At 43.8% G+C, this 13,108-nt stretch carries 9 protein-coding genes and 6 pseudogenes; 2 read left to right on the forward strand and 13 right to left on the reverse strand.

What is annotated here, in order from left to right:
• Nucleotides 1-136: 136 nt before the first annotated feature.
• From BHF70_RS06415 to BHF70_RS06440, 6 genes and pseudogenes are all read right to left on the reverse strand, one after another.
• Nucleotides 137-418, reverse strand: a pseudogene (locus BHF70_RS06415) (macro domain-containing protein); the annotation flags it as partial.
• On the reverse strand, nucleotides 418-2,274 hold the full coding sequence (locus tag BHF70_RS06420) for a recombinase family protein (protein ID WP_001820670.1): 1,857 nt from the start codon (nucleotides 2,272-2,274) through the stop codon (nucleotides 418-420). The pseudogene BHF70_RS06415 and the gene BHF70_RS06420, both read right to left, overlap by 1 nt.
• A gap of 54 nt (nucleotides 2,275-2,328) precedes the next feature.
• Entirely contained in the window at nucleotides 2,329-2,520 is a 192-nt protein-coding gene (locus BHF70_RS06425; RefSeq protein WP_001820669.1) for a hypothetical protein, read from the reverse strand.
• Nucleotides 2,521-2,591: 71 nt separating this feature from the next.
• Nucleotides 2,592-2,822: a YdbC family protein gene (locus BHF70_RS06430; protein ID WP_001206986.1), complete on the reverse strand. Its 231-nt coding sequence runs from the start codon at nucleotides 2,820-2,822 to the stop codon at nucleotides 2,592-2,594.
• 45 nt (nucleotides 2,823-2,867) lie between these two features.
• A complete protein-coding gene (locus BHF70_RS06435) occupies nucleotides 2,868-3,722 on the reverse strand; it encodes a ParB/RepB/Spo0J family partition protein (protein ID WP_000743700.1) in 855 nt (284 codons plus the stop codon).
• 8 nt (nucleotides 3,723-3,730) lie between these two features.
• A pseudogene (locus BHF70_RS06440) lies at nucleotides 3,731-4,255 on the reverse strand (MobV family relaxase); the annotation flags it as partial.
• 88 nt (nucleotides 4,256-4,343) lie between these two features.
• Here BHF70_RS06440 and istA point away from each other — a divergent pair.
• Nucleotides 4,344-5,626, forward strand: a pseudogene (gene istA, locus BHF70_RS06445) (IS21 family transposase).
• Between the two features lie 2 nt (nucleotides 5,627-5,628).
• Nucleotides 5,629-6,381, forward strand: a complete 753-nt coding sequence (istB, locus tag BHF70_RS06450; protein WP_075760473.1) for an IS21-like element helper ATPase IstB — start codon at nucleotides 5,629-5,631, stop codon at nucleotides 6,379-6,381.
• Nucleotides 6,382-6,428: 47 nt separating this feature from the next.
• Here the strand turns inward: istB and mobV are convergent.
• The 7 genes and pseudogenes from mobV to tet(O) all read right to left on the reverse strand — a co-directional run.
• Nucleotides 6,429-6,878, reverse strand: a pseudogene (gene mobV, locus BHF70_RS06455) (MobV family relaxase); the annotation flags it as partial.
• A gap of 516 nt (nucleotides 6,879-7,394) precedes the next feature.
• Nucleotides 7,395-8,427 (reverse strand): annotated as a pseudogene (locus tag BHF70_RS06460) (AAA family ATPase).
• Nucleotides 8,428-8,581: 154 nt separating this feature from the next.
• Nucleotides 8,582-9,056: pseudogene (locus BHF70_RS12350) on the reverse strand (RNA polymerase sigma factor).
• 83 nt (nucleotides 9,057-9,139) lie between these two features.
• Nucleotides 9,140-9,565, reverse strand: coding sequence for a sigma-70 family RNA polymerase sigma factor (locus BHF70_RS06470; RefSeq protein WP_000323895.1), 426 nt, complete (start codon nucleotides 9,563-9,565; stop codon nucleotides 9,140-9,142).
• A 94-nt stretch (nucleotides 9,566-9,659) separates the two neighbouring features.
• Nucleotides 9,660-10,169, reverse strand: coding sequence for a sigma-70 family RNA polymerase sigma factor (locus BHF70_RS06475; RefSeq protein WP_105116765.1), 510 nt, complete (start codon nucleotides 10,167-10,169; stop codon nucleotides 9,660-9,662).
• Nucleotides 10,170-10,659: 490 nt separating this feature from the next.
• The gene (locus tag BHF70_RS06490) at nucleotides 10,660-10,833 is read right to left on the reverse strand and encodes a cysteine-rich KTR domain-containing protein (RefSeq protein WP_002779755.1); all 174 of its coding nucleotides are present in this window, start codon (nucleotides 10,831-10,833) and stop codon (nucleotides 10,660-10,662) included.
• A 51-nt stretch (nucleotides 10,834-10,884) separates the two neighbouring features.
• Complete coding sequence (gene tet(O), locus BHF70_RS06495; protein WP_075759481.1) at nucleotides 10,885-12,804, reverse strand: tetracycline resistance ribosomal protection protein Tet(O); 1,920 nt, start codon at nucleotides 12,802-12,804, stop codon at nucleotides 10,885-10,887.
• Nucleotides 12,805-13,108 lie beyond the last annotated feature (304 nt).

Genomic DNA, 13,108 nt, shown 5'->3' on the forward strand with positions numbered 1-13,108 from the left:
TTTGCACCCGCTGGAATTGCATCATCTAACATGACAAGATTCAGCTTTTCTTCACCATCCACTTCTTTACTTCTAACCATATATTATATCGGCAAAAAACATATTCTCAACAGATATGCCAACCATTTCGCTTCTATTACTCATATATCTTGTCTACCTCAGCTTCATAGACCGACTCTGTATGAAAATCAAACAATACCCATTCCACCAAGTCAAAGCTATCAGGATTATCCTGTAAGAATCCATTAACTGTATGAACTGCTATCTTTGCAGCCAATTTTACAGGAAAACTATACACACCTGTAGATATAGACGGAAATGCAATGGTTCTTATTCCATTTTCCACTGCCAGCTTCATAGAATTAAAATAGCAGCTTGCAAGAAGCTCTTCTTCCCTACTCCTGCCTCCATTCCATATCAGTCGGTCATTTTTTGCGGACAGTTCATACATGCTATCCTTTTCTGTTCTCTGCTCCTGCGTTTGCTCTCGTTTGATTTCTCCCTCCGTATCTTCTTGGCACAAGCAGGACAATACCTTGATGCACCAGAGCCCGGGACATATTCAACGCCGCACACCGTACAATTTTTAGCGGGCATTGCTGCCCACCGTTTTGTAGGTATGATATGTAATTCATCGACAAAGCCGATGAATTTATAGTAAATCTTGATTTCCTGCTTCACTGTTCCGTCTGCCATCTTCTCACGCTCCGAAACAAGTATCTTGTCTATGAGTGCGTTTATAACTGTTGCATCCAGTTCTTTTAAGCCTTGATAATTTCGGATAAGGGCGAGGAAGTCACGGATTCCCCGTGATTTCTCGTAGCTTTCATTAAGAGTTTCCGTCACCTCTTTCAGCCTTGCTTCAATTTCAAGCTGCTCTTTCTGGTATTTCCCCGACATCATCTCAAAATTCCGCTCGGTAATACGCTCCATGACCTTATCCTCGTAGAGAGAGGAAAACAGCCTGTCCAGTTCCGCAAGGCGTTTGTTCAGCTTCTTACGTTCTTTCTCTAATGCTTTCGCCCTGCTCTGGTCTGTTTCCGTGAGCCGCTTTTCTATGGCCCTGACCGCCTTTTCATCATTCACTGCCATATCCGCAAAACAGTTGATGTCGGCAAGAACGGCATTGAATAAATCCCTTGCTTCTATATTGTGGGCACTACACTCGCTTCTTCCGTTTCTTGCATAATTATTACATGAATACTGTACACAGTCGATAATCTCTGGGCGTTTCCTCCTGTGTACGTTCATTGCCCGCAGAGCACATCCGCAGTCCACACACTTGATAACGCCTGCAAAAATATTTACAAATCCTCCCTTGTTCTGTGGAAGCCTACGACTTGTAATAAGCTGTTGGACAATATCAAATTCCTCCTGCGTGACTATTCCCTCATGGGTATTGGGTATCACTTCCCATTCTTCGGGCAGCTTAGAGGGGCGTTTCTTGCTTTTCATATTGGCGGCAATCCGTTTGTAGCCTACAAGATTTCCCGCATATATCGGGCTTCTTAAAATGCTCCTCACGCTGTTCCCACTCCAAATATAGCGTTTGTCCTCGTTCCCCTCAAAATGACGTTCAAAGCCTGTTTCGCCACGCTCCGCCGCATAAGCGGCAGGGCGTAGGATATGCTGTTTATTAAGATGTCTGCAAATTTTGGCAACTCCATTCCCTTTTAATGCAAGGTCGAATATCTCTTTTACAACATGTGCCACTTTATCATCTATCAGCAGATGGTTGTGGTCGGCAGGGTCTTTGATATAGCCATAAGGGGCGGTAGTTCCCATGAATTTCCCCTGTTGAAACCTCGCCCGATATGCCGATTTTATCTTAACAGATATGTCAGCGGCATACATTTCGTTTAAAATGTTGCGGAAAGGCGTGATGTCCATAGCAGATTTATTCAAGGTATCTACGCCGTCATTGACCGCTATATACCTCACGTTATGCTCTGGGAAGAAAACTTCCAGATATAACCCACAATCAAGATAGTTTCTCCCCAGACGGGATAAATCTTTCGTAATCACGCAGTTTATCAGACCGCTTTCAATGTCTTTTATCATATTCTGGAAACTTGGTCTTTGGAAATTTGTACCAGAATAACCATCGTCCACATACGTTTTTGCTATGTGCCATCCCTGCTTTTTCACATAATCCGTGAGGATGGATTTCTGTGTCGCAATGCTCGCACTCTCGTTATCCGTACCATCGTCTTTAGATAAGCGGCAATAAATGCCGACTAAATAGATTTTCTTTTCTTCTTTGATTCCTGCCATACTGTAAAACCTCCGTATCTGTCCTATCTGTTTTCATGTCCCATTGCGTACATTCTAAGCGGACAGCCCCTCATTGTCGAAGGTGTCGCCCTCGGCAATCTTCTTCCGAATATCCTCGGAGATAATCGGGACAAACGCTTCTGTAACGGTCTGTGTGCCGACATATTCACGGCTGATTATCATCTGCACTGGTGCTTTTGGCACGATACGCTTTCTCTTTTTATCTGCTTTCTTATCCTCGCCCATACTTAAATCTTCCTTTCCAGACAGGGCAGGGAAGAGTTTGGAAATGTCCCCGCCCTGCCAATCAGATACCATTAATCCTCGCTGTTTAATTCTTTCTGTAATGCTTTAAGGAGTGCCGCCGCTTCATCAGCGTTCAGCGTGATTCCCTTGCCGCACTTTTCACGGTTCGGGGAAAAGCTGCGGATGTCATACTTCGGCTCTTTCCCATTCCATGAAATGAGATTGATTTCCTTTGTGTAGCCACTGTCGCCCGTAGACAATACTGCGATTTCCTTTACGATTTCATACTGGATTTCTCTCATTCTCCATACCTCAACTCTCTGTATTTACTTCCCGAAAAAAGAAGATTAGCGGCTGTCACGGTTGCGTTTCCTCTGCAACTCACGCTCCAAAAGTTTGATGATGGTTTCCTCCATCTGCTTCGGCGTTGTGTTCTTCGGAAAGTATTTTTTCAGCTTGCTTGTGTTGATTTTCAAGGTTTCTTTCTGGTTGCCCTTTTCCTCCGTCATAATCGCAAATATCGTATCCATGTCAAGCCGCCCGCTCTGGCTTAACTGTTTCATCCGCTGTGCCTGTGAGAGTGAGGGCGTTGCTTCTTCGCTCTCCATCGTGGCAAAGAGGTTTTCCTGCTCGTCTTTCTTCAAGAAGGACAGTTCCACCGCAGGCGTGAGGGCGATTTTCCCCTCGTCCACCATCTGCAAAATCGGCGGTATCAGTTCCGTCAGGCGGATAAAACGCTGCACGGTCATCCTGCCCACGCCGAAGCCCTGTGCCACCTTGTCGTCCGTCCGCAACTTCGTCACAACTTGTGACGAGGTTAAGTCTGTGCGGAAACCCTGCCGCTTCATGGCTTCGGATTTCATCTTGTAAGCAAACGCCCGCTCCGATGGCAGGATATTCTCACGCTGCAAATTGCTGTCTACAAGGGTGATGATGGCTCGGTCACGGTCTAAGGGCAGGACAAACGCAGGCACGGTATTTATCCCTGCAAGTTCAGAAGCACGGACACGCCGCTGTCCTGCAATCACTTCATAACCGTCCCCGTCCTCTTTCGGGCGTGTGATTATCGGCGTGACAATGCCAAATTCCTTGATGCTTTCCGCTAACTCTGACAGTGTTTCATCTTCTGCCACATGAAACGGATTGTCGGGGAACGGGTACAAGTCTTTGGTCTTTAACACCTTAAAATCCTGTTTCTTCATTCACATATCTACCTTTCTTTCGCTCTGCTTCTATGATTTTTCTGCAATTCTTCCAACACTTCGGGCGGTATTTTTGACAGCAGCCGCCCCATCTGCTCGTTGGTTCTCTGCAATTCAAATATCTTCTGATTCGCTTTCTGCACCTTTAGTTCCTGCTCGTACTTTTCATCACGCATACGCCCCGCATAGTCTGATTCCTGCCCAATTCTCTCTTTCAAACTGTCGATATACGCCTGCTGTTTCCCGATTTCCTTAGAGAATTTCTCCACGTCTGGCAGCCATGCAGAGAGTAAATCTAACGCTTTATCCCTTTTCTTCCCTGCGTTAAAGGCGTTGATGTCGGATAGGGCAGACACGATTTCTTCATACTGTTTATCAAGCCTGCCGCCTAATTTATAGAGCCATGTGGGGACGTGTTTCCGCTTGGTTTCCATTGAGGACTGCCCCCGTTCAAGCTGATTCCACCGTGAGGACATCCGCTCATGGTAGGCGGTCTGCCACTCGGATAATGATTTCTGGTTGCCTAAGATAGCTTATAAAGTTATACTTAAGTATGTACAATAAATATTAAATAAGAATGTACAAATGTTATGATATATGAGTTACAAGGAGGAACTCATAATGATATTAAAGAATCAGATCATAACAAACATAAAAATAGAAAGTGTCAATGACCTGTACAAACTAAAACCATTTTTGGAGGATGGGACATTGAAAATCAATAAAAGTCAAATAGCAAGAGAATTGGAGGTAGACAGACGTACAGTAGATAAATATATAAACGGATATACGAAACCAGAAACAAGGAACTGTAATGATTGCATTACACCATTTTATGATATTATTGCTGAATTGTTATCAGACAGAAACCAACAGGTATTTTACTACAGAAAAGTTTTATGGCAGTATCTTGTAGATAACCATGGCTTTACAGGTGTTTACTGCAACTTCTGCCATTACCTTAGAAAATATCCTGAATTCGATTCATATTTCAGAAAAGGCAGACCTTCCAACACTAATCAGGTAACCGTTCGATATGAAACGCCTATGGGTAAGCAGGCTCAGCTAGATTGGAAAGAGTCGATTCCGTTTACTCTTTCTTCTGGAGAAACTATAGATGTAAATGTTTTTGTTTTATTGCTTTCATATTCAAGATTCAGGGTATACAGAGTATCACTTTCCAAGACGCAGGATATACTCTTCTCGTTTCTTGATGATGCATTTGAAACATTTGGTGGTGTACCGGCTGAAATAGTTACAGATAATATGAAAACTGTTATGGATGAAGCAAGAACAGAATATTCTGCCGGCAAAGTAAATAATAAGTTTCAGCAATTCGCTGATGATTATGGTTTTAAAGTTCAGCCGTGCATTGCAGGGCATCCCCATACGAAGGCCAAGGTTGAGGCTCCTATGAAGATACTTGATGAAATAAGGGCTTATAATGGAAAGTTAAATTACCAAGAACTGGTTGAACTAGTAACAAGAATTAACAATCGTGTGAATGCACAGGTGAACCAGGGAACCGGAAGAATTCCGCTGATGTATTTTAACAGAGAAAAGGCTTTCCTAAACAGCCTACCCGCTGATACCATAAGAAAGCCTTATCAAATCACCACAAATACCGTAAAAGTCAATCATTCAAGCATGTTTTATTACAAAGGATGCCAGTACTCTGTCCCACCAGAGTACGTAGGAAAGATTGTTTCTTTACAGGTATATGATGGTTATATACATGTGTATTGTAACACAGAATTAATAACCATTCATCAATTAAGTTCAAAAAAATTGAATTATATTTCTGAACATTATGCTGCAATTGCTAGAAAATCCCATATTTTCAAAGATGAACACATAATGGACAGAGCAAAAGAAAATCTTGAGATAATAGGAAAGGTTTATGATTATGAGTAATAGTACATACAATCAGTTAACAGCAAATCTGGAATTGTTAAAGTTAACCCAGATGAAACTTCATCTTGATGAAATAAGAGATTTTGTAACAACAAACGGATTATCATTTACGGAGGGTCTGTTAAAGCTCAGTAATTATGAAGTGGATTTTAAAGAACAGAATGCTTCACGGTCTATGATAAAGGCCGCAGCATTTCCATTTGTAAAAGAGCTTAAAGATTACGACTTTGGATTTCAGCCAAGTGTGAATGAACAGGAAATGAGGGAGCTTGCAAGTCTTGGCTTCCTCGAAAAGAATGAAAATATAGTATTTCTTGGACCGAGTGGAGTCGGAAAGACACATCTTGCAACTTCTATCGGTATTGCAGCCGCAAAAAAGCGAGTAAGCACATATTTTATAAAGTGCAATGATCTGCTCCAACAGCTAAAGCGGGCAAAACTGGAAAACAGGCTTGATGCAAGATTAAAGCATTTTTGTCATTACCGCCTGCTTATCATTGACGAGCTTGGATATCTGCCTATTGATAAAGAGGATTCAAATCTATTCTTTCAGCTTATAGATATGCGATATGAAAAGAAAAGCACTATATTAACAACAAATATGAACTTTAATGAGTGGGATGGAATATTTTATGATGCGGTTGTTGCAAATGCCATTATGGACAGAGTTTTGCATCATGCACATGTAATACCAATATCAGGAAAGTCATACAGGTTAAAAGACCACTTAAAACAAACAGACTAATTGTACATTTTTATATAATATTTTTTGTACATTAGGTCTTGACATTTTATAATAGCTTTCGCTGACAGCTTATTGTCTGGCGTAATCGGCACAAAGCAGAGGTGCATATGGGGCGTTCTCTCGTCCATATGGACGACAGCGGAGAGGATATTCTGCTTTCCAACACGCTCCGAAATGAAGTCAAGAGCCGTCTGGAAATACGCTTTTTGTTCTTCGGGCGGTAACTGGTTCATAAATTCTGGTGAAGCTGTGATGAGCGTTTCCACCATCATCACGCTGTCTTTCCTTGTCCTGCACCCCGCTTCGGCTACCATGCGGTTAATCTCTTTCTTGTAGGTGTACTTTGGTGGTGCTATGAGATGGTAATTGTTTTTAGAGCGTTCCATATCTATATCTGGGTTGCTTTTGTAGGCTTCTTTCTTCCGCTCGTTGTGGCGTTCACAAGCCGCAACGCCGCCCGCTTTTCGTTTCTGGAAACGCAGGATTGCATAAGGCATAGGCGGATTCCTCCTTTCTTTCGGCGGGTGACCGTCCTTTGGGGTGACAGCGGTGACGGTGGTGACAGCAGTTTTGGGATACCCCCTGCCGACTGCCGCAACTGTCACCCTCACCCCCTGCATGACGGTCATGTCGATGATGACGGTGTTTTTGGGATACCCCCTCGCAAGAGCCGTCACCGTCATGCCGCCATTCTTTTATCCGAAGCCGTAAGGCGTAGGATAGCAGGGCACAGCCCTGCCTTAAGGGAGTCCAGAGGGAACGTCTGGCACACGACTTTGCAGGGCAAAGTGTAGTGTGTTACACCCTGTAAACGCAGTCGGAAAAATCGGAATGATTTTTCTGACCGCAGGGGTGGTTTTACACGACCGAAAAGGGCGAGTAAATCTCACGCCTGCATTTTGCGTTTACGGGGTGTTCTCCCGTAGGGATGACAGCGGCAGGGTATCCTAAAATCACTGTCACCACCGTCACTGCTGTCACCCGCAGGGCAGAGCCGCCAGCTTTACATGGCTTTAAGCGTCAATGACAGTAACAGGGGGGTATCCTAATATCGCTGTCACCACCATCACCGCTGTCACCCGCCCTCCTTGCAAGGGCAATCCGCCTGCCGTCTTTCCTGCGGCTGTACTGGTAGCAGATACGGTTCTCGCTTAAAAATGTGGTGCGGTATTCATTCAGCCATTTCGTAATCACCGTGGGTATGGTTTCCGTTTCCCCCATAGCGGCTAACAGTTCCGTTGCCGTGCCTATCCATTCTTCCTTATCCCTCATAAAATCCACCAACCGAAAAAGGACATCTGGTATCGTTTCTTTCGCAAGCTGCTCCTGCGTTTTCCGCTCCACAAGCTCCCAACGGCAATCACGGAAACGCAGCGTGTATTCCTGATAAGGCGTGTCCCTGCCCGTCACATACAGCTTGGCGGTGTCAGACGCACGTTTCTCCTTTTCCAGAACAAAGGTAGCGTCCGCACTCCCCGTTAATCCTGTCGTCCCAGACACCTTGTTGAACACGTCGCTGTCATTCTGCTTTCGGATGTGGTGTACGACAATGACCGCCAGAGAGTGCCTGTCGGCAAAGTCTTTGATGAGGGAGATGTCCCCATAGTCGCTTGCATAGGCATTGTCTTTTGAAGCTGTACGGACTTTCTGCAAGGTATCAATGACAATGAGCCTGCTGTCTGGGTAATCTTTCAGATAATCTTCAAGCTGCACGATAAGACCGTCTGACAGCTTGCAGCTTGCCACGGCAAAGTGGAGCCGCCCGCTTGCTTCGTCCGTCAAACGAAATAACCTGTCCTGTATGCGGCAGAACGTGTCCTCAAGGCAGAGGTAAAGCACATCGCCCTCCATTGTCGGCATATCCCATAAAGGGATTCCCTGCGACACGCATAAGCATAGCTTCAGCATGAGCCAGCTTTTGCCTATCTTCTGTGAGCCGCAGAACAGCGATAAGCCTGTCGGGATAAGGCTGTCCACCACAAAGGATGGTTTCTCAAGCGGTTCATAAAGGAGCGTTTCGGCGTTGACTGTCTGTAACTTCTGCATGGCTTTCCTCCTTTCGGGCGGTGTCTTTGTTTTCGTTGCACATAGGCGTTGACCTCCTTAAAAATAGATTTACTCCCACGGAAAAAAGTGAGAGTATGTAATGCCGCCAATCCCACACAAATAAAAAACAGATTTCTTTTTCGGGCGGTGTCGGTCACGGTTGGAGATATTTCTTCAATTTCCGCCTTTACTTTCTCCTTTGCAATCGCAACAGATTTCTGTATTGCCGAAGCGGTGCAATGCTCCATAGCGGCGATTTGGTAAAAATTGAACTCATACTCGTAGTAGAGCAGGAAACGCCGCCTTTGTATCTCTGGAAGGCTCCCAACCGCCTTATAGAGCGTTTCATTCCGTTCTTCCTCAACCATGCGTTCATCAAGGCTCTTAGGCACACGCAACGCCCGTCTGTAAAGGGTTTCGTCCCATACCTCGTTAAACTCCCTGTGCCGCTCGTCCCATTAGAAAAGATTCCTGTTCCTGCGCTCCATCTGCCGAAACTCCATAAAGAACTGTTCCGACACTTCCAACTCGTGGGATTTGCCCTGCCCGTCCTTAAAGCTGATAAAATACCTTGTGCCGCTTTCCGTGGATTCCTCCCGAAGCGTGTATGCCTTAACCCTGTATGCCATCCTGTTGTCCTCCTGCAAAAAATGAGTGAGGGGATTTCCATCCCTCACCCAGTAGCCCGCAGGATGGCAGGCTGTTTTAGAAGCTATAAAATTTTCCGCAGCTTCTTCCGCAGATGGTCTAACCTCGCATAGATGGCACCAGTCGTCAAATGCACAAGCGGGGCAATCTCCTTTGTGGAATACCCCTGCATTTTCAGCAGGACGATTTTCAAGGTACGCCCGTCCACCGTGACTAATACTTGATAGAGATTTTCGCTCTCAATCTCTTCCAGTAACTCCGCAACCGTACCCACTTCCGCCTGCCGCTCCCTGCCTGCCATGTCCTCAAGATATTCCGCAACGTCATTCGTCCATCGGTAAAACCGCCTGTTGGAATTGAAGTCTGCCCTGTCCGCCATGCGTATCTGCTCAATGGTCGCTTCATCAACGCCGCACTCACGCAGCAGCTTTTCCTCCGCTTCTTTCCAGATACGCCATTTCCTGTCCTCCCGTCCGTGGTTGTATGCCATTCTTACTTCCTCCAATCAGAATTGATTGAGAGGGCAGAGAAAAGCCCCCTCATCTTCCCAAAGGAAAAAACAAGGGGGCTGAACGCCTTAAATTTTAATTTTCTATTATCTTTCTTAGTTTTATTAGGATTCTGGCTTTGCGTTTGTTTACAACGCTCTGGGTTATGCCCAACCTCGCCCCGACTTCACGCTCGGAAAGTCCGTCAAAAAAGATTGCCTGTATCAGCTCCTGTTCACTATCCGACAGCAAAGGCAGGGCGGCTTTCAGCCTGTCCACCATGACCGCATTGACAACGGTTTCTGCAATGTCCACCGCTTCATCAGTGATAAAGTCCAGAGGATTCCCCTCGCTGTCCGTAAATCCGTCGAGAGATAGCAGTCTATTCTTTGTATCTAATTTTTGCAGATAACGCCACCGTTCCTTGTCACGGTAGAAGTCTGTGTATTGCTCCCTCACGACTTCAAGCAGACAGCCTTGAATGGGGATAAACAGCTTGTCCATATAGGTCTGGTCGGATTCCCTGCAACGGCAGAACTCCGTGTAGGATAATTCCACATAGCCGCCACTTTCTCTGATATATACCTTTCTTGGTGCATATTTCACCATAAATACCTCCCATCTGAATTTTTGAAATGTAAAAAATCCAGATGGAGAGGCGGAGAACGACACCGCATATCAGAAACAGCCCTACGGCACTTTCCAACAAAAATCGACAAAAGAAAAACCGCAAAGGCTCTGTGACCTTTACGGTTATAGGAAATAGTAATTCTATTGTATGGAGATTGTACTTCTACTTTCAAGGTGAGAAGTACCGTTGCACTGGCAGAAATTTTTTTAACTGGTTTCCTGCCGTTCTCTGATATGCTATGTATTGATAAATTTTGCTTCGTATGAGCAGATAGATAACTGCCCGAAAAAAGGACATAAAAAAATCCCTCCAAATTTAAAAACAAATTCAGAGGGTAATTTAGGGTATAACAAAATAACCCACCCGAATATCGTTTTTTTTATTTGGTGAGTTTGTTCTTTCAAATACGAAACAAAAAGAGCCGATGATTCGTGAATTGTTCCACAATTTCATCGGCTCTTCGTCTTAAGCGTCTGGCTCTTTGATGACAGTTATCTTCAAGTTGTCAACTTTAATCAATCTTTCTTGTCTGCATTTTGGACAATAAAGGGGATAATTCTCCAAAACAGTGTCCTTCCTAATTTTATTACGGGTTTTGCTCCCACAAACAGGACACAATATCCATTCGCATTTCATCATAATTAGTCTCTAATCCTTTCAAATCTCATTTTATATGACTTTTGCAAGCTGCTAAGCTAACTTGTGGAACATATGCCGAACCTTATCTATACGGCTATTCGGGCGGCGGGGTTGGCAAATAAATTTACCAATAGCTGGCTGGTATCCTTTTAACTCTGTCAAGCAGACTCCCTGCCCATTTGTGAAATAAGTTAAATCGTTCCTGTATTCTTGAATACATCTAGCAGGGATTTCTCCTTTCAGAATGACCTCGTCATTCTTTATCTGAGTACTTACAATATCTGCACAATACCTTGGAGCATCATGATACGCCCGTGAGAGATATTCCTGCGGTGCATAAATTTCAAAGTGGAGATATGGCTCTAATAGTTCTGTCCCTGCTTTTTTTAAAGCCTGCTCCAATACGATAGGGGAAAGCAGCCGAAAGTCTGCGGGGGTACTTACAGGACTATAATACAATCCATATTCAAAACAGATTTTACAGTCTGTCACTTTCCATCCATACAGCCCCTGCTCGCAGCCATAAAGAACCCCCTCCATAACCGCATTTTGGAACGATTGATTTAAATATCCAAGTGAAACTCTGCTTTCATACTGCACTCCGCTTCCAATAGGGAGCGGCTCTATGGACAACCCGACAGAAGCCCAGAAAGGATTTGGCGGGACTTCTATGTGGATGGTATATTCTGCTTTTCTAAGCGGTCTTTCCATATATATAACCGAAGGCTCTTTTATTTCTGCCTCCACATGATATTTTTCCTCAAGGATGGCACAAATGACTTCCATCTGCACATTCCCCAAAAAAGAAAGTATAATCTCATGCGTTGTAGTATCCACATAATATTTTAAAAGAGGGTCTGTATCAGCAATCTCTGCGAGGGCATTTAACAGGGCTTCCCTTTGCTCCGGCTTTTGCGGCTCTACCGTTGTCCGAAGTAATGGCATGGGATTATCAATCCATGTTTTGTGAGGCAGGAGTTTTTCATTTCCCAGAATGTCGTTCAGTTTCAAAGTATCATCAGCTAAAATAACAATTTCTCCCGGACAGGCATGGTCAGCCGGGACGATTTCACCATTTGACGGAACACACATCTCTGTGATTTTTATTTTCTCTTTTTCAGATATTCTAATAACATCCCTCAAATGCAATGTTCCGCTATATATACGCACATAAACAAAACGCCGCCTTTTCTCTGAATATTCAATCTTAAAAACCTGCCCGCATAGTTCAGATTGACCTTCAGGCGTTGATGAATAAAATTTACTGGCAATTACTTCTATAAGCTGCCGAATCCCCAGATTGTTTTTAGCGCTTCCGTGATAAACGGGAAATAACGTTCCGTTTTGGAATCTCCTGTTTTCTTCCTGTTCCAGTTCTGACATTTTAAACGGTTTCCCTGACATATATTTCTCTAATAGTTCATCGTTTCCCATAATTACCGCATCCCACTGTTCCATATCGTCATTGTCCGTTACATTTATATGGGGATGCTGCCCAACCTTTTGCTTCACTATAATTTCCGAAGAAAGCTTTGCTTTCATTTCCCGATATACCATTGGCAAATCAATCCCCTCTTGGTCAATTTTATTGATGAAAAAAATTGTCGGAATCTTCATTATCTGTAGTGCATGAAACAGTATACGGGTCTGTGCCTGTATGCCATCCTTTGCAGAAACTAATAATACTGCTCCGTCTAAAACGGATAAAGAACGGTATACTTCCGCCAAAAAATCCATATGGCCTGGCGTATCTATAATGTTGACTTTTACATCCTCCCACTGAAAAGATGTCACTGCTGTCTGGATAGTGATTCCCCTTTGACGCTCCAAATTCATTGTATCTGTCCTTGTTGTGCCTTCATCTACGCTCCCTAGTTCTGCAATTGCACCACTGGTATACAATAAACTTTCCGTTAATGTTGTCTTTCCTGCGTCAACGTGAGCCAGAATGCCTAAGTTAATTATTTTCATGTGATTTTCCTCCTATCAACACCCAAAAAAGGGCATAAAAATACCCAGTGATAAATACTCCTATCACTGGGTAAATAACTCCAATAGCCCCAAAACACTTATATGTTTTCGGGCATATAAAATTACATGATAAAAGTATTCTTAAACTGGGTACAAAAAACTAAGCCCCATATTAAAAGTGAAACGGGACTGCTACTTTTTGTTCCCACTATCAAATTGACAGTTTATTTAAGAATACCTTGCCGCATATTTATTAACTCCTTGTATAATACTGAATCTAATTATATTCCTTAACCCTTTATTT

The organism is Anaerostipes sp. 494a, from assembly GCF_001940315.1.
GTDB lineage: Bacteria > Bacillota > Clostridia > Lachnospirales > Lachnospiraceae > Anaerostipes > Anaerostipes faecalis.

What these genes read in the sequence shown, in the direction of transcription:
- BHF70_RS06420 (WP_001820670.1), bottom strand. Translation starts at nt 2,274, where the DNA reads ATGGCAGGAATCAAAGAAGAAAAGAAAATCTATTTAGTCGGCATTTAT.
- BHF70_RS06425 (WP_001820669.1), bottom strand. Translation starts at nt 2,520, where the DNA reads ATGGGCGAGGATAAGAAAGCAGATAAAAAGAGAAAGCGTATCGTGCCA.
- BHF70_RS06430 (WP_001206986.1), bottom strand. Translation starts at nt 2,822, where the DNA reads ATGAGAGAAATCCAGTATGAAATCGTAAAGGAAATCGCAGTATTGTCT.
- BHF70_RS06435 (WP_000743700.1), bottom strand. Translation starts at nt 3,722, where the DNA reads ATGAAGAAACAGGATTTTAAGGTGTTAAAGACCAAAGACTTGTACCCG.
- istB (WP_075760473.1), top strand. Translation starts at nt 5,629, where the DNA reads ATGAGTAATAGTACATACAATCAGTTAACAGCAAATCTGGAATTGTTA.
- BHF70_RS06470 (WP_000323895.1), bottom strand. Translation starts at nt 9,565, where the DNA reads ATGGCATACAACCACGGACGGGAGGACAGGAAATGGCGTATCTGGAAA.
- BHF70_RS06490 (WP_002779755.1), bottom strand. Translation starts at nt 10,833, where the DNA reads ATGATGAAATGCGAATGGATATTGTGTCCTGTTTGTGGGAGCAAAACC.